The sequence below is a fragment of the Pseudomonas sp. CFBP 5748 genome (assembly GCF_053850495.1).
This window is the reverse complement of record NZ_JBSPTN010000018.1, coordinates 25,476-42,728: the sequence shown is the minus strand read 5'-3', so window position 1 is coordinate 42,728 and position 17,253 is coordinate 25,476. Positions and strand designations below refer to the sequence as shown.

14 protein-coding genes are annotated in these 17,253 nt (G+C 62.9%); 13 read left to right on the top strand and 1 reads right to left on the bottom strand.

What is annotated here, in order from left to right; genetic code table 11:
- Window positions 1–19: 19 nt before the first annotated feature.
- The 13 genes from ACWNZ1_RS27245 to ACWNZ1_RS27185 all read left to right on the top strand — a co-directional run bounded on the left by ACWNZ1_RS27245 (window position 20) and on the right by ACWNZ1_RS27185 (window position 15,334).
- On the top strand, window positions 20–1,042 hold the full coding sequence (locus ACWNZ1_RS27245) for a polysaccharide biosynthesis/export family protein (protein WP_135846246.1): 1,023 nt from the start codon (window positions 20–22) through the stop codon (window positions 1,040–1,042).
- Between the two features lie 17 nt (window positions 1,043–1,059).
- A complete protein-coding gene (locus ACWNZ1_RS27240; protein ID WP_135846247.1) occupies window positions 1,060–2,652 on the top strand; it encodes a GumC family protein in 1,593 nt (530 codons plus the stop codon).
- Window positions 2,649–3,752, top strand: a complete 1,104-nt coding sequence (locus ACWNZ1_RS27235) for a glycosyltransferase family 4 protein (protein WP_280944215.1) — start codon at window positions 2,649–2,651, stop codon at window positions 3,750–3,752. The genes ACWNZ1_RS27240 and ACWNZ1_RS27235 overlap by 4 nt, the downstream gene beginning before the upstream one ends.
- Window positions 3,749–5,119: an O-antigen ligase family protein gene (locus ACWNZ1_RS27230; RefSeq protein ID WP_135846249.1), complete on the top strand. Its 1,371-nt coding sequence runs from the start codon at window positions 3,749–3,751 to the stop codon at window positions 5,117–5,119. Before ACWNZ1_RS27235 ends, ACWNZ1_RS27230 begins: the two co-directional genes overlap by 4 nt.
- The gene (locus ACWNZ1_RS27225) at window positions 5,116–6,072 is read left to right on the top strand and encodes a glycosyltransferase (protein WP_135846250.1); all 957 of its coding nucleotides are present in this window, start codon (window positions 5,116–5,118) and stop codon (window positions 6,070–6,072) included. Before ACWNZ1_RS27230 ends, ACWNZ1_RS27225 begins: the two co-directional genes overlap by 4 nt.
- Entirely contained in the window at window positions 6,065–7,201 is a 1,137-nt protein-coding gene (locus tag ACWNZ1_RS27220; RefSeq protein WP_135846251.1) for a glycosyltransferase family 2 protein, read from the top strand. The genes ACWNZ1_RS27225 and ACWNZ1_RS27220 overlap by 8 nt, the downstream gene beginning before the upstream one ends.
- Before the next feature lie 12 nt (window positions 7,202–7,213).
- Window positions 7,214–8,218 carry a polysaccharide deacetylase family protein gene (locus ACWNZ1_RS27215; protein WP_135846252.1) on the top strand — a complete coding sequence of 335 codons (1,005 nt, stop codon included), beginning with the start codon at window positions 7,214–7,216 and terminating at the stop codon, window positions 8,216–8,218.
- Entirely contained in the window at window positions 8,215–9,519 is a 1,305-nt protein-coding gene (locus tag ACWNZ1_RS27210; RefSeq protein WP_135846253.1) for a lipopolysaccharide biosynthesis protein, read from the top strand. Before ACWNZ1_RS27215 ends, ACWNZ1_RS27210 begins: the two co-directional genes overlap by 4 nt.
- A gap of 209 nt (window positions 9,520–9,728) precedes the next feature.
- Window positions 9,729–11,624, top strand: a complete 1,896-nt coding sequence (locus tag ACWNZ1_RS27205) for a hypothetical protein (RefSeq protein WP_456027985.1) — start codon at window positions 9,729–9,731, stop codon at window positions 11,622–11,624.
- Window positions 11,621–12,310, top strand: coding sequence for a GNAT family N-acetyltransferase (locus ACWNZ1_RS27200; RefSeq protein WP_135846255.1), 690 nt, complete (start codon window positions 11,621–11,623; stop codon window positions 12,308–12,310). The genes ACWNZ1_RS27205 and ACWNZ1_RS27200 overlap by 4 nt, the downstream gene beginning before the upstream one ends.
- Window positions 12,311–12,315: 5 nt before the next feature.
- Window positions 12,316–13,494 carry a GNAT family N-acetyltransferase gene (locus ACWNZ1_RS27195; protein WP_280944219.1) on the top strand — a complete coding sequence of 393 codons (1,179 nt, stop codon included), beginning with the start codon at window positions 12,316–12,318 and terminating at the stop codon, window positions 13,492–13,494.
- Complete coding sequence (locus ACWNZ1_RS27190; protein WP_135846257.1) at window positions 13,466–14,260, top strand: ChbG/HpnK family deacetylase; 795 nt, start codon at window positions 13,466–13,468, stop codon at window positions 14,258–14,260. The genes ACWNZ1_RS27195 and ACWNZ1_RS27190 overlap by 29 nt, the downstream gene beginning before the upstream one ends.
- Window positions 14,261–14,392: 132 nt before the next feature.
- On the top strand, window positions 14,393–15,334 hold the full coding sequence (locus tag ACWNZ1_RS27185) for an alpha/beta hydrolase (protein WP_256453450.1): 942 nt from the start codon (window positions 14,393–14,395) through the stop codon (window positions 15,332–15,334).
- Between the two features lie 173 nt (window positions 15,335–15,507).
- Here the strand turns inward: ACWNZ1_RS27185 and ACWNZ1_RS27180 are convergent, their stop codons facing one another.
- Window positions 15,508–17,250 (bottom strand): ABC transporter substrate-binding protein, encoded by a 1,743-nt coding sequence (locus ACWNZ1_RS27180; RefSeq protein ID WP_135846259.1) that lies wholly within the window; start codon window positions 17,248–17,250, stop codon window positions 15,508–15,510.
- Between the last annotated feature and the right edge of the window lie 3 nt (window positions 17,251–17,253).

The window sequence follows — 17,253 nt, the reverse complement described above, 5'->3', positions numbered from 1 at the left end:
CCTGCAAAAGGATGACGAGATGAACGCCAGAATGCTTGTCCTGCTGTTGCTGCCGCTTGCCGGTTGCTCCAGCACCTCCGATACCCGCTCGATGCCGGTGCAGATCCTCACGGCCGCGCCGGCCAACGCCCAGGCCACCGACATGCCCAAGGTCGAACAGACCCTGCGGCCCCAGGACGTGCTGGATGTGATTTTTCACATCAGTACCACCGGCTCCCAGGCCTATCGGGTGCAGCCAGGCGACCAGGTGGCCCTGAACTTCACCGCCGCCAGCCAGCTCAACGGCACGCAACAGGTGATGCCCGACGGCAGTATCGAACTGCCGGGGGCCAACACCTCGGTGAAAGTCGCCGGCCTGACCACCGACGAAGCCCGCCTGGCGGTACAGCGTGCCTATGACCAGAAAATGCTGTTCCAGCCCAATCGCAACCAGTTGACCGTGCTGGTAACCAGCCCCCTGGCCGGCGAGACGAACCTGAGGAACACCTTGACCCACCCGGGCACCGGCATGAGCCGGGAAATCACCGTGGGCAGGGATGGTTACGCGAGCTTCCCGGAAATCGGTTCCGTGCCGCTGCAAGGCATGACCGTCAATCAGCTGGAAACCTTCCTCAACGAACGCTACGCCAAGCTGCCGGGGCGCATGACCGTCGATGTGCTGCTCAAGTCCACCGCTGGCAACGAGATCTACGTCCTCGGTGAAGTGGCCCAGCCAGGGTCGTACCCAATCCGCCGGCCGATCTCGGTGCTCGAGGCCCTGACATTGGCCCGGGGCACGAACGTCAAGGCACGGCTCGACTCGGTGGTGATCATGCGCCGCACCGGCAACCAGGTCGAAGCCCGCCACTACGACGTGGAAAAGGCCCTGAGCGGTGACGCGTCGCAAATTGCCTACCTGCAACCCGAAGACATGCTCTTCGTGCCCAAGACCAAACTCGCCAGCGCCGGCGAACTGGCCAGGCAACTGGCCGACGTGGTGCTGTTCCAGGGCGTGGGGTTCAGCTTCGGCTACCGCGTCGACAACAAAGGCAGCGACAACTGAAATTCAGGTGATCGATCATGAACCCCAAGGAAAACTATTTGCATGAGTTCTTCAGGATCTTCTTCGCCAACAAGCAGTGGGTGAAGCGTGTATTCCTGATCTTCGCCGTGATCGCCCTGGTGCTGCCGTTGATGCTCAAGCAGAGCTTCGATATCACCGCCCAGGTCATCGTACAGTCGAAAAAACTCTCCCAGGGCGACGCCACCACGTCGCTGAACCAGGAAAACGCCACCTTCATTCCACCGTCGCTGGCGGACATGGAAACCGAGAGCAATATCCTGCGCTCGCCCGCGCTGATCCGGCAGACCATCGCCACCCTGCGCGACCAGGGCGAGTACACGCCCAGTCCGGGCATCTTCAACAAGTGGGTAAGCGAACCGCTCAAGCGTTACCTCACAACACCGCTGCGCGAATACGTCATCAACCCGCTGCGCGATGGCCTGGGGCTGGAGGTCGATCCGGTGCGCGACACGATGCTCGATACGCTGACCGACGAAGCCATCGAGAACCTGAAGATCGAGACCCTGCCCGGCTCCAACGTCATCTCCATCGTCTACAGCTTTGGCGACCCGGCCCAGGGCACCCGGTTCGTGGCGCAACTGCTGCAGAACTACCTCTCCAGCCGCCAGGACCTGCAATCGATCGAGCTGCCGCAAGCCTTCTATGAACAGAAAAAGAGCCAGTACCAGACTCGCCTCGACGGTCTGGAAGGTAACCGGCTGACGCTGCTTGAAGGCGTCGGCTCATCCGACCCCAAGGAAGAAATCACCTTCCGCCTGAACGCAATCAATACCGAAGAGCAGGCCCTGAACCTGTACCAGGATCGCCTGCTGCAAAGCCGGCGCTGGCTCGACTACCTCAAGACCAGCCTGGCGGCGGCGAACAGCTCGCGGTTCAACGACTACACCTTCCCGTTCACCTTCACCACCACCGTGGACAACATTGCCTTCGAAGACCGGGAAATCAGACAACTGGGCGAGCAACTGACCAGCCAGGTCAGCCGCTACATGAATGACCTGGCGATCTTCCAGGCCGGCAGCGAGCCGATGCTGCTGGCTAGGGAGCAGATCGTGCGGACCCGCCAGCAGTTCCTGAAAGTGGTGAACAACCGGATCCAGGAACGCACCACCGACCTGGCGGTTGTCAGCTCGGTGATCAACCAGAAGGTCGAGCGCATCGCGGCGTTCAAGGAACGCATCCATCAGTTGCAGGAAACCCAGAGCAAGCTGCGGCAGATGGACACCGAGATCAATGCCCTGCACGCGGCGTTCTCCACCTATGCCCAACGGTTCGCCGAAAGCAGCACCGCCCGCTCGCTGGACAACGACCTGTCCAACGCCCGGATCCTGAGCCCACCGTTCGAACCGACCGCAGCGGCATTTCCCAAGCCGATGCTGATTATCGCGTTCGGCCTGTTCAGCGGCATGCTGCTGGCGATTGCCCTGGTCTACGTGCGTGAATTCTTCGACCATCGCTTCAAGCATCCGGCACAAATCACCCAACAACTGGATGTGCCCGTGCTGTTGGTGATCAACGAGCAGTCCCCCGACCAGGTCAACCCGCATCGCAACTGGAGCCTGCCCAGCCTTGTCCATTGGGTGCGAAATTGAACGCGCCGTTCGGCCCGACCCACCACAGCAGCCCCCTGTCGATCATTCACTTGCTCGACAGCGGCGGCTTCTACGGGGCCGAGCGGATGTTGCTCGATCATTGCCTGGCCACGCCCGGGCAGCACCAGGTGCTGTTCCTGGCGGCGCCGCCGACCTTGATCACGCGCTTTCGCCAGGCCGGGGTCGATTGCCGCCATTGCGCCAGTTGGCCCGAGCTGCTGCAGCACTTGCGCCAACGCCGGGATGAGCGTCCGCTGCTCAACACCCACAACTTCAAGGGGCTGCTGTTCGGCTGGGCGGCGGCGACGCTGCTGCGCCTGCCGCTGGTGATTACCCAGCATGGCTTCACGCCCCGCAGCCCCAAGCAGCGTTTCTACACGTGGTTGAGTTTGCAACTGTGCCGCACCGCCTCGGTCAAGCGGGTGGTCTGCGTGGCCGAAAGCATCGCCGCGCTACACCGCCAGGCCAGCGTGCGGGCGGAAAAGCTCGACGTGATCCCCAACGGCCTGCCTGCGGTCAACGCACCGCTGGCCCATCGCGACGACGGGCAGCGCTGGCGGGTCGGCTACGTCGGCCGTTTGAGCAGCGAGAAGGGTCCGGACCTGTTCCTCGACGCCATGATCCCGCTGTGCCAACGGCACGCATCGCTGCATGCGGTGATGCTCGGCGACGGTCCGGAACGCCAGGCCCTACTCAAGCGCATCACCGAAGCCGGGTTGCCGACGCGCATCGAGCTGCCGGGGTACCAGACCGACATGAACGCCTGGTGGAGTCGTCTCGACGCCCTGGTGATCAGCTCGCGCACCGAAGGCACGCCGATGATTCTGCTCGAAGCCATGCAGGCCGGCGTGCCGGTAGTGGCGTTCGGCGTCGGCGGCATTCCCGACGTGCTGCAGGACCGCCATAACGGCCTGCTCGCCACCCCGGCTGACAGCGCCGAACTGGCCCAGCAGATCGAAACACTGTTCAGCGAACCGCCTCTGGCGCGGATCCTGGCCGACAACGCGCGTCGCACCCAACGGGACCGCTACGACCTGCGAACGCTGGCCGAACGCTGGTCGCAGCTTTACATCCGCACGGCACGGGAGGCTCGTCCATGATTGTCCCGCTTTCGATCGTCAGTCTGCTGGGCCTGGTGTGCCTGGCATTACTGGCCAGCCCTTATCCGTTCCTGGCGCCGGGGGCGGTGCTGGGCCTGGTGGGCGTCGCCGCGCTGTACCGCAAGCCCAGCTGGGGCTTGCTGGGCATTGCCGCGCTGGTGCCGTTCGAAGGCCTGTTCAAGGAGAACGCATTTTCCGGAAGCAAATTCTTCGGCGTGGCGCTGATTCTGATTCTGATGCTGCAGTTGGCCTTGCACCAGATCCCTGGTGCACGCTTGCGCAGCAACATCTGGCGTCCGCTGATCGGCTTCATGCTGCTCTACGGCCTGAGCCTGATGCTGTCGGAAAACTTCGGCCTGTCCACCACGCACTTTCGCGAACTGGCGGTGGGCCTGATTCTGTTCGTGATCACCCTGCTGATCGGTCGCGAATTGAATCTGGACCTGTTCTGCCGCCTGGTGACATTGAGCGTCACCACCACCTGCGTACTGGCGATGTTCTCGGCCAAATACCAGGACCAGGGCCGTGCGTCCGGCCTGCTGGAAGACCCGAACTCCTTTGCCCTGCTGATTGCCTTTACCGTGCCGCTGGCGTTGCTGCTGGTGATACGAGGCCAGACCCTGCTGCACCGGTTGTTCTGGGGCGGCTGTTTCATCCTGCTGCTGGGCGGCATGACCAAGACCGAATCGCGCTCGGGCCTGGTGGTGTTGATGCTCAGCCTGATGATCGGCTTGTATCACTACCGCGCGCAGCTGCCGCGTATCCGGCCGCGGCACCTGGGCTTTGCCATGCTCGGGCTGGCGATTGTGATCCCCCTGGCGATCGCGGTGATGCCGGCCGGCTACGTCGCCCGCATCCAGTCATTGAGCATCCTCAGCGCCGGCGCCAGCGCCCACCAGGATGAATCCCTGGGCCGCCGCGCCTCGTACATCCTGGTCGGCAGCCAGATGATCCGCGAGCATCCGGTGCTGGGCACAGGCCCCGGGACTTTCCCGCTGCACTACGCGCCCACCGGCTACGCCAAGGCGTTCTCGGCCAATCGCAAGTTGGGGGATCTGTATCGCCGGGCCCACAACACCTATTTGGAAATTTTCAGCGAAATTGGCGTCCCGGGCGGGCTGATGTTCGTCGGCATGCTGGGCCTGGGCCTGTACAACCTGCTACGCGCCCGCCAGCTCTGGTTGCAACGCCGGGACTGGGTACAGGCGGACCTGCTGACGCACTTGGGCATGAGCTTCCTGTCGCTGACGCTGTTTTTGATGTTCCTCAGTGCGCCGAACCATAAGTTGCTCTGGATCATGCTCGCCCTCACCAGCGTGTTGCGCTACGACGCCGAACAGGCCGCGCCACAGGAGGCCCGTCCATGAGCCGTGTGAGCATTGTGATCCCGATGTACAACGAGGCTCGACACATCGGCCGCACGTTGCTGGCGGCCCGGGAAGCCGCTCGCCAGGCGCAGCTGGAATGCGAGTTGATCGTGGTGGACAACGGTTCCGACGACCATGGCCCGCGCATCGCCAACGAACTGGGCGCGCGGGTGCTGATCGTGCCAGGCGTGCACATCGGTGCCCTGCGCAACCGTGGCGCCGCCATCGCCCATGGCGAGTGGCTGGCGTTCATCGATGCCGACATCGAAATGCCGGCCGATTGGCTCAAGCTGTTGCTGGAGTTGCAAAGCCAGGGCGATGTACTGGCCCTGGACCTGGACACCCCCAAGCAGGCGCCATGGTTCGCCGAAGCCTGGCAGCGTCGCAGCCAACGCCCGGGCTCGCGCCCGCTGCACCGGGTGCAATGGCTGCCCAGCGCCAACCTGTTGCTGCGCCGCTCCTGGTTCGAACAGGTCGGTGGTTTCGACGAAACCCTGCGCACCGGCGAAGACAAGGATTTCTCTCTGCGCCTGCGCCAGGCTGGTGCGCAATTGTTGTTGGTCACCGAAAGCATCGCCCTGCACTGGGGCTTCGAAGGCAGCTGGCGCGAGTGGATGAGCAAGGAACTGTGGCGCCAGGGCAGTCATGTGCAATTGCTGCGCAGCCACGGCCCGAGCCTGCGTCTGCTGCGCTTCCCGGCGTTGTCCGTCGGTATCTGGGGGCTGGATTTATTGGCGCTGCTCGCCCTGCTCCAAGGCCAACCACACCTTGCACTGATGCTGTTGCTGGTTAGCTCGTTGCCGGCCTTGTTTCTCAGCGTGCGCCAGAGCCGGCGCGACCCGCGTTTGACCCTGCAATTGTGGGCCTTGCATGGGGTGCGCCTGCACCTGACCGGCGCGGCGTTGCTGCTCAACCTTTGTCATTGGAACGTCGGGAGGCCTGCCCGTGGCTGAATTCATTTACTGGTCGTGCCTGTTGCTGCCGGTGTACGCCTACCTCGGTTACCCCTTGATGTTGAGCCTGCTGGCGCCACTGTTTCCGATCCGGCGCTACGGCAGTGCATTACCGATGGACGTCAGCATTGTCATTGCCGCCCACAACGAGGCGCGGCACATCGAAGAAAAGCTGCGGACCTTGCTCGCCCAGGACTATCGGGCACAGTCGCTGCAAATCATCCTCGCCAGCGACGGCTCCACCGACGACACGGTGGCCTGCGCGCGCAAGGTGATCGACCCGCGCATCACCGTGCTCGACCTGCCACGCCAGGGCAAGGCGGCCGCCCTCAATGCCGGCGTGGCCCATAGCTGTGGCGAGATCCTGGTGTTCACCGATGCCGACAACCAATGGGCCGTCGATACCCTCGGACACCTGCTGGCGCCACTGGGTGATCCGGAAGTCGGCGCCTGCGCCGGGCACATGGAAATCCCCGTGCCGGGCAAGGGCCTGAGCCTGGGCGACAGCTTGTATCGGCATTACGAAGGCTGGCTGCGTCAAATGGAGAGCCGCACCGACTGCATGGTCTCGGCGGACGGCGCCCTGCTGGCCCTGCGGCGGGAACTGTTCCAGCCGATCCCGGCGCAGGTCAACGATGACTTCTTTCTCAGCACCTGCGCGCCGGCGGCCGGCAAAACCATCGTCTACGCGCCACTGGCTCGGGTCATCGACCAGGGCGTGGACGAGGCCGACAAGCAATTTCGCCGGCGCCAACGGGTCACGGTCGGCGGCCTGCAGAGCCTGGCCCAACGCCGGGAGCTGCTCAATCCCCTGCGTCACGGGCTCTATGCCATCGGGCTGATCAGCCACAAATTGATCCGCCGCCTGGCGCCGGTGCTGCTGCTACCGCTGTTGCTCAGCAATGTGTGGCTGTGGAACGACCATGGGTTCTATCGCCTCAGCCTGGCCGGGCAACTGCTCGGCTACACCATGGCGCTGGCCGGATTGCTGGACGCCGGTCATCGCCTGCCCCGGCCCTTTCGCCTGGCCGCATTCGTACTGGTAACACTGGTGGGCATGAGCATCGGTCTGTGGCAGTTCCTGCGCGGCCAACGCTACAGCCAATGGAATCCGGAACAGAACCGCTAAGGAGAATGGCCGATGTCAATCAAACAGGTCTTCAAGCGCACCGGCGGCTGGCTCTACCTGAACACCTCACTGGGTCGCGGCCCGCTGCGTGGCGCCGGCGTGATCCTGATGCTGCACCGTGTATTGACCAACGACCGGGCAGCCGAACTGCCCCATCGCAACGAGCTGTGCGTGGGACCTGAAGCCTTCGAGCACCTGCTGATCTGGTTGCAACGGTACTTCGAATGCGTGCCGCTGATGAGCCTGTTGCTGGCCGACCCGGAAAGCGTTCCAAACCGTCCGCGGGTGGCCCTGACCTTCGATGACGGCTGGCGCGACAACGCGGTGAATGCGTTTCCCCTGCTGCGCCAATATCAGGTGCCGGCGAGTATTTTCCTGTCCACCGATTTCATCGGCAGCCGCCAGCACTTCTGGTGGGAGAGCATCGGCGAAACCCTGTGGGGCAGCCACGGCCAAGTGGCGCGGCATTCGCTGATCGAGCACTTGCAACACGTCGGCAAGCCCTTGCCGGTGATGCTCGATGACTTGGACGTCGAGCGCCGCAGCCTGTCGCTGCTGCACTACCTGCAAAGCCTCAAGACCCTCGAACCCCAGGTGTTGAGCGACCTCACCCAAGCCTGCCCGCCCGGTTCCCAGCCCCAGGCCCTGAACTGGTCCCAGGTGCGCATGCTGGAAGACTCCGGGCTGATCCGCTTCGGTCCCCATGGCGCCAGCCACGCGATTCTCACCGGGCTGGATGACCAGCGCCTGCACGAAGAACTGACCCGCAGCCGGACCGCCCTGGAAAATGGCTGCGCCCAACCACTGCCGGTGTATTGCTACCCCAACGGCGATAACGACGAGCGGGTGCGCCAGTTCGTCGCGGCCCACGGTTATGCGTTCGGCCTGGGCACCGAGACCGGGCTGTATCGCCACGACGGCGATCCATTGAACCTGCCGCGCTTCGGCGTCAGCCAGCGCAATGCCCAACATCCTGAATTGCTGGCCTGGCGCATTCGCCGAGGGACACACCCATGAGCCGCGCTCATTACCTCAAACACCTGCTGCTGAGCATGGGCACGCGCCTGGCGATGATCGGCCTGCGCCTGCTTCGCAACGTATTGCTGGCACGGATTCTGGGGCCCAGTGAGCGCGGGTTGTTTGCACTGCTCAGCACCCTGCCGGACCTGATCAGCGCCGCCACCAGCGGTGGCCTGAATTCCGCCGTGGGTTATCAGGCGGCGCAGCAGCGTTCGATGGGTTTATTGCTCAGCCAGGTACTGGTCTTTGGCTGCCTGTTGGCCGGGTTGCTGACAATCGTGGTGGTGGCACTGGCGCGCGAGTTCGGCGCGCAACTGGACATCACCACGCAATTGGGATTGCTGGCCTGGTTGCTGTTGCTGGCCGTGCCGTTGACCGTGCTCAAGAGCGGCCTGTTGACGCTGCACAACGCTTCCGGCGGCGTGGGTGCCTTCAATGCCTTGCGCCTGATGGAGTCCCTGGCCCCCCTGGTGCTGTTCCTGGCGTTGTTCTGGTTGTGGAAAGACGCGGCCCTGGAAGCGGCGCTGATCAGTTGGCTGGCGGGCCTGAGCCTGGTGGTGCTGGCCGGTTGGGTCTGGCTGCGGCGGGGCCAGGACGTCACCTTGCAATGGGATCGCGCCGGTCAGAACGAGCTGCTGCGCTACGGCGCCCGCAGTCATCCGGACCTGCTGTTCCAGCAGGTGATGCTGCGCTCGGATTACTTGTTCATCGGAGCCCTGTTGGGCAGCACGGCACTGGGTCACTACGCCATGGCCAGCGCCGCCGCCGAGCTGCTGTTGATCGTGCCGGAAGCCGTGACCACGCCGCTGATGAAACGCCTGCTGCAGCAGGACCGCGACATGCAGCGCCTGACGCCCCTGGCCCTGCGCCTGACCGCCACGGTGATGCTCGGCGCCTGCCTGGGCATGGCGCTGATCGGTGAATGGCTGATCGTCACCTTGTTCGGCGTTGCCTACCAGCCGGCTTACCCGGCCTTGCTCGCCTTGCTGCCGGGGCTGTTCGGGCTGTGCTATGCGAGCATCCTGCGCCTGGACCTGCTGGGAAAAGATCGGCCCGGCACGGTGTCGCTGCTGATGGGGGTGGGCGCATTGTTGAACCTGGCGCTGAACCTGATCCTGATTCCACGCTATGGCATCGTCGGGGCCGCCGCGGCGTCTTCGATTGCCTACCTGGGCGTGACCCTGGCGCTGCTGACGATATATTGCCGTCTGAGCGGCGTGGCGCTGTGGCAGACGCTGATCATCCTGCCCAGTGATTTGCTGCCGATGCGCCAGATGCTGATGGGAAAATCGGCATGAGTTTTTTCGTCCCTCCATCTGCCATCGCGAGCAGACTCGCTCCCACAGGGTTTAGCGATGTCCCTGTGGGAGCGGGCTTGCTCGCGAAAGCGCTGGGTCAGCTTGCAGTGATGTTGGATCTGACACCCTCTTCGCGAGCACGCCCGCTCCCACATATTGCCTCGTGCCTGTGTCTTTGGTTTTTGGCATCTTCAGCCCAGGGCGCGTCCATGGCCTGGACCGGTATCCGCGACGGCAGCCTGTACCTGCAGACCGACCGGCCGGACAGCCTGACCGTGCGCTGGGTGCCGGCCTGGCAGGCCGACGCCAATACAGAACACCTGTACCTGCTCAACGGTCAGGGCCACCTGGTGGGTGAGCGTTTGATCAAGGCAGACCAGGAACGTGGCGAGCAGCAATGGCCGTTGCTACCTGGGGCCGCCAGTTATCGACTGGAGATTCCCGGCTACAGCTTCCGCCGCTACGCCATCGAGCACGATGCCCGCACCCGGGCCCTGTTCTCCCCGGCCAAGGTGCACTTCAGTGCCGAAGCCCACGACGGTGATGAGTTGTATTTCAAAGTGCAGCCCGGTGAACAGGCGGTGTTGGCGGGCAAGTTCCACGGCGGCGTGCGCGGCCTGCAAGCCCGACGCGTGGGCGACAACAAAGAGCTAACGCTGGCCCTCAAACCGTACCGTGCCTATTGGCAATTCGATCAAGTGGCCCTGCCCGTCGCCAACGTCGAGCAAATCTGGCGCCTGCATTTGCAGGGCAATGGCAAGGTCGCGTTCTGGCTGGACGGCACCGCGAACCTGTTCGCCCAGACCCCGGCGCAACTGCAACCGCTGCGCCAGGACCCAGGGCAGGTCCGCCTGACCCTTGTCAACAATGTCCTCGGACCGACACCCAAACTGGGGATTTCCCTGCCCTACGTCATGCCGCCGCCGTCCAGTTACGCCGTCATCGAGGCGCTCAAACCCCAGGCGGCGACTTATTACAGCCTGGTGGATATCACCGCCGGCAAACCGGACTACGAAGATCGTTTCCGGCGCCTGTACCAGGACCGCTTCGGCATCACCCGGGACATCACCCTGCTGGCCGGCAGCCAACGCCAGGCCGACCTGCGAGCCGACCGGATCAGCATGAGTGGCTTGCAGGCCTGGCTCCAATCGACCCGCGCCATGGGCGGCAAAGGCCTGCACTACCTCAGCTTCGCCGATGAGCCGAACCTCAACTACGCCGACTTCGCCAGCTACCAGCAACTGTTCGAGAGCATGGCCGACCAGGTCCGCGCCAATCCCGCCAACGCCCGCGCCGGGGTGCGCATCGCCATCCCGGCCAGCTCGCGGTTCACCAATGGCCCCTTGGCCGAAAACGCTGCTGACAAGCGCGGCATCGACTGGGCGCAGCGCTTGCTGGCCAAATTCGGCGACCAGGTCGACGCCCTGGCCTGGCATGAATGGATGATCCGCGATCTGCTGGCTACCCGGGTCTACCGCAACAGCGTGCGCCGGGCCGCCGACCTGGTGGGCCTGGATAACAACGGGCGACCGCGCAAGGCTTTGCTACTGGACCAGACCAATATATCCAGCGGCTCGAGCCTGAGCCCCTACGATCAAGAAACCCACTACGCCGCCCTGTGGTGGACCTCCGTGGTGATCAACGCCTCTGCGGATGGCCTGTTGGACATGCTCAACTGGTTCCAGTCCGCCGACGAGCCGGAGTACCCGAAAGGCATGGTCCGCGTGCTGGAAAACCAGCGCTTCGAACTCAAGCCGGTGGGCCTGGCGCAGCAGTTCATCCAGCAGCATTGGCTCGACCAGGTACTGCGCCTGGATAACGACGCCTTTGAAGTCGACGTGCTGGCCATGGCCAGCGATGCCAGGCGCACCCTGTTGGGCGTGAACAAAAGCACGCGCCCACAACAGGTCAGCCTGGATGGCGCGTTCTGTCCCCAGGTGAACGCCGAGCTGGTGTATTTCGGCCCCGACAACCGCAGCCAAAGCGCCGCCTTCAATTGCGAGGCCGGACAGATCCGTTTTCTCTTGCCCGGGGAAACCCTGTTTGCCCTGAGTTGGACCGCATCCTCTTCTCCCCAACCTGCCACCCATCAGGAGGCACCATGAACGTTCTGCAAAAACTGCGTGATCGCATCCAGAAGAAAGGCCTGCGCGCCGTGCTCAAACAACTGCTGCGCCGCTACCTGTTTTCCCATTCTGAACTGGTGTGGCTGGAGCACGATGTGCGGACCCCGCTACCGCCGCATAACCTCAAACCCTACCCACCGATGCGCCTGGAGTTCATCACGACCAGCAATGCCGACGCTTTTGCCCGGCATTTCGGCGACCGCGTCGAAACCATGCGCGAGCTGGCAGCCGAAGGCTACACAGGCTTGATGTACCTGGATGACCAGGGCGACACAGTCGGTTTCGCCTGGGGCAGTATGCGAGACTATTTCGACCGCCATTTCTATGGCTGCACGTTCCCGATCAGCCCCGGCGAGTACTTTCAGTTCGGCGGCGAGATGATCCGTGCCTACTGGGGCTCCGCGATGTCGGCGGACATGCAGCTGGAGGTGTGGAAAGTCATGGCGGGCAAAGGTTGCAACATGATGGTCGATGTCTGCGACTTGCAAAACATCCCGGCGATCAAAATGCACCTGCGCATGGGCTTCCAGGAACGCGGCAAGATCACCCACGTCTATCGTTTGTTCGGTCGCTGGCGGTTTTTCCGCGACACGTTCTACCGCGACTCAGTACTGGACGGCTTTCGTAAACCGGCTCAGCCGGTTACATCGACTGCGGCTGCCTGACGTCCATGGCGGTCCGATTCCAATGGTGTCGCTCCCTGGGCGCCGCGGACTTTCCGATAACGGCTTATGAACAGCTGCGAACCCAGGTGCCCGACGCGACCCCCTTCAACACCCTGGCCTGGCTGCAGGCGGCGGAGTTTGCCCTGCTGCCGGACCAGCAAGTGCATGTGTTGCTGGGCTGGCAAGACCAGACGCTGTGCCTGTGCCTGCCTTTGGTATCGGCACGTGAACGCATCGGTGGCCTGCGGTTCCGGGTGTTGCGTCACCTGGGCTACCCATTGGCCGATCGTATTGCCCTGTTGGTGCGCCTGGACGCCGAGGGCATGAGCCAGGCGCTGATGCAGATCCGTCAGCACCTGCCCCATGCGCTGCTGCAATTGAACGAAGTCACCGAACCGGTGGGTGAAGGAAGCGTCCTCAGCGCCTGGATGGCGCTCAGTTCGACCGGAGAGCGACGCCTGAGTTGCCGGGTGCCGGTGCATTTGATCAGCGACAGCGACCACCAGGAAATTTCCGGAGACCCGCGCTACAAGTTGCGCCGGGCGCGCAAGCGCATCGCCGCCTGTGGTGCCCAGATTCGCCGGGTGACGCCCGATGCCATCAGCATGGGCCTGCTGTTGCACGACCTTGCCGAAGTCGAGGCGGTGAGTTGGAAAGGCGAAGAAGGTGTCGGCATCTTCGCCGATCCCAGGCGTCGACAATGGATGAACCACGCCTTCACCGCCCTTGCCGCCGAGGGCCTGGTGCGGGTGGTGATGCTGGAGCTGGACGGTCGCTGCATCAGTTACCGCCTGGGGCTGCTGGACCAGGGGCGACTGTACGACTACAACCTGGCATTTGTGCCGCAGCATGCCGACCTGGGCAGTGGCCGGGTGCTGCTCGAAGAGTGGATTCGCTGGGGGTTGGACGACAACTGGCGGTGGATCGACGCATCGCGGGTCAGCCTGGAGAATTCCAGTCATCAACTGCATGAACGCATGACCGGACAACTGGAGCACTGGCGCTGGAGTTTCTATTCGTGGCAGCCCGCAGGCTTGCTCCTGGGATTCGGCTTGCGCCTGTGGAAAAGCCTCAAGCCATTACTGCGCAAACGCCCTGCCGGACAAACCACGACAACGACAGCATCATCTACCCCCAAGCACCAGGAGAATGAGGATGCCCCGCCAAGTGATCGTCAACGCTGACGACTTCGGGCTCAGCTTCAGCGAAAATGCGCTGATCCTGCAGGCTTTCGAGGCGGGTGTGATCAGTTCCGCCACAGCCATGGCCAACATGCCGGGGTTCGAGCAAGCCTGTGAAATGGCCCGACATCCGTTGCTCAACGGGCGCATCGGCCTGCACTTCAATCTCAGTTACGGCTCGCCGCAGGGCAAGGCGATCGCATCACGAGCGGCGTTTTGCGACACCCATGGCGAGTTCGACCTGAACCTGTCGCGCTATCGCCTGCGCCTGGGCGCAAAGGACTTGGCGGCCGTGGAAGACGAACTGCAGGCACAATGGCAGTGCTGCCTCGACCATGGCTTGCGCCCAAGCCACCTCGACTCCCATCAACACGTGCACAACATCTGGCCCATCGGCGAACTGGTGGCCCGCTTCGCGGCCCGACAGGGCGTGCCCATTCGACTGGCGCGCAACCTGGGAGCGAACCTGAACCTGCCCAAGCGCATCTTCAAGACTCTGCTCAACCGTCGCCTGCGCAACCTGTGCGGAGCCACGGCCGACTACGTCTGCACACCGGCCGACCTGCATCACGCCGCGCCACCGGAGTACGGTTCGCTGGAAGTCATCGTTCATCCGCTGCACCTGGATGGGGATTTTGGTGATGCCAGCCTGGTGCCGGGAAACTCACTGACCCACGTGCTGCACAGCCGTCTGGCCGGAGTACCGAAGGTGGCGTATGGCGGGATGGCACCGGTGTTGCTGCTGGCCGAGTATGGGGATGTGCAGTGATTTATCGTGTGGCGAGACGGCTCGCTCCCTCGCCACACGTCCAGGCAGCCGCCAACGGCTATCCAAAATCCCTCCACCCGTCGAGCGAATCTGATAAAAAGCAGCTTCAGTCTCGAGTAGCGAATCGCGTCGATGCCTTCACTTTTACTCTCCCGCCTTCGGCAGCGCTGGTTGGCTTTCCTGATCATGACCATGATGGTGGTCGGGCTGCCGGTGGGCTGCAGCGTGTTGCAGCACAAGGAGCGGGAGCTGGTATTTCGGATCGAGCCGGGAACCGCGCGCTGGTTCAGTGGCTTGCCGAGCAGTGTGCAGGAGTTCGATCTCAAGCCCAAAAGCTTCAAGGCCAGGGACAATATCCACGGCTGGTGGTGGCCGGCCGAACGCAAGAACGCGCCGGCGATTTTGTATCTGCATGGGGTGCGCTGGAACCTGACCGGGCAGTTGTTTCGTATCCAGCAGTTGCGGGCCCTGGGTTTTTCGGTACTGGCTATCGACTACCGTGGCTTCGGTAAAAGTCATGGGGATCTGCCGTCGGAAGCCAGCGTCTATGAAGACGCGCGCATCGCCTGGAAGCGTCTTGAAGTGCTGCAACCGGACCCGGCCCGGCGGCTGATCTATGGTCATTCCCTGGGGGGTGCCGTCGCGGTGGATCTCGCGGCGGAACTCGGCCAGAAGGCGGCGAAGAACGGCAGTGTCGTGCCGGCCCGAGGCCTGATCATCGAATCCACGTTCACGTCCCTGGGCGATGTCGCCACCGCCATGGCGGACACGTCCTTGCCGGTACGCTGGCTGCTGTCGCAGAAGTTCGACTCCATCGACAAAATCGGCGAGATCAACATGCCACTGCTGGTGGTGCACGGCTCCGCCGATCGCTACGTACCGCCGCGTTTCAGCGAACAACTGTACAACGCCGCCCAGGAGCCCAAGCGTCTGTTACTGGTCCCTGGCGCCACTCACAACAACAGCATGAGCCTGGCGGGCAGAACCTACCGGCAGGCGCTGGATGCTTTGATGACCGCCAAGCCATCGCCCGTGGCCGGACAACCCCTGGGCGGGGCGGCCAAGGCGGGTTAATGCACACAAAACCGGTGGGGGCTTGCTCGCGATAGCGGTGGGTCAGTTTGCATCGATGTGGGATGTGCCGACGTCTTCGCGAGCAAGCTCGCTCCCACAAGGATTGCGTTTACCTGCAACGCAGGAACAAAAACGGCACCTTTCGGTGCCGTTCATTCATTGCAGATGCCGTTTTACTTACGCGCCGCCTCCCACGATTTCAGCAGCTCGTTGTAGTTCACCGTTTCGCCTTTAGGCTTCTCGTTCGCCAGTTTCGGCTTTGGAGCGCCCGGTTGGTCGAACCAGTATTGCGCGTCGCGCTCGGGGTTCATTTTCGGTGCGCAGGTGGCCTGGGCCTTGGAGCGTTCCAGACGGGTCATGATCGCGTCCTGATCCTTGGCCAACCCATCGAGCGCCTGTTGCGGGGTCTTCTCGCCGCTGGCAGCTTCGGCGATGTGGCTCCACCACAGTTGTGCAAGCCGTGGATAGTCCGGCACGTTGGTCCCGGTCGGGGTCCATTGCACGCGGGCCGGGCTGCGGTAGAACTCCACCAGGCCACCGAGTTTCGGCGCCAGGTCGGTCAAGGCCTGGGAATTGATGTCCGACTCACGAATCGGCGTCAGGCCAACGATGGTTTTCTTCAGCGACACGGTTTTCGACGTCACGAACTGCGCGTAGAGCCAGGCCGCCAATCGCTGCTTCTCAGGCGTGGACTTGAGGAAGGTCCAGGAACCCACGTCCTGATAGCCCAGCTTCATGCCCTCTTCCCAGTATGGACCGCGCGGCGATGGCGCCATGCGCCATTTCGGCGTGCCATCGGCGTTCATGACAGGCAAGCCCGGCTTGGTCATGTCAGCCGTGAAAGCGGTGTACCAGAAGATTTGCTGGGCGATGTTGCCCTGGGACGGTACCGGCCCGGATTCGGAGAAGGTCATGCCCGCCGCTTCCGGTGGCGCGTATTTCTTCATCCACTCCACGTATTTGGTGGTGGCGAATACGGCTGCGGGGCCGTTGGTATCGCCGCCGCGGGTCACGCTGGAACCAACCGGATGGCAGTCTTCGACACGAATGCCCCACTCATCCACCGGCAAGCCGTTGGGCAATCCTTTGTCGCCGCCACCGGCCATGGAGAACCAGGCATCGGTGAAGCGCCAGCCCAGGGATGGGTCTTTCTTGCCGTAGTCCATGTGCCCGTAGACGCGCTTGCCGTCAATCTCCTTGACGTCTTCGGAGAAGAATTTGGCGATGTCTTCATAGGCTGACCAGTTCACCGGGACACCCAGCTCGTAGCCGTATTTTTCCTTGAACTTGGCCTTCAGCTCGGGGCGCTCGAACCAGTCGGCGCGGAACCAGTACAGGTTGGCAAACTGCTGGTCAGGCAGTTGATAGAGCTTGCCATCCGGCGCAGTGGTGAACGATGTACCGATAAAATCCTTGAGGTCCAGTGTCGGCGAAGTGAAGTCCTTGCCTTCGTTGGCCATCAGGTCGGTGATCGATTCAGTCTTGCCGTAGCGAAAGTGCGTGCCAATCAGGTCCGAGTCGTTGACCCAGCCGTCATAGATATTTTTATCCGACTGCATCTGGGTCTGCAGCTTCTCCACCACGTCGCCTTCCTGCAGCAGGTCGTGGGTCAGCTGGATCCCGGTGATTTCGCTGAAAGCCTTGGCCAGCACCTTGGATTCATATTCGTGGGTGGCGATGGTTTCCGACACCACGTTGATTTTCATGCCGCGAAACGGCTGGGACGCCTTGATGAACCACTTGAGTTCTTCGAGCTGTTGATCGGCTGTCAGGGTTGACGGCTTGAATTCACTGCCGATCCATTTTTTAGCGGCGTCTTCATAGGCGTCGGCCCAGGCCGAAGCACTCAACCCGCTGAGTGCCAGCACGGCTGCCAATGAAACGCTATGTCGCAGCTTATTGTTTTTATCGAACATAGA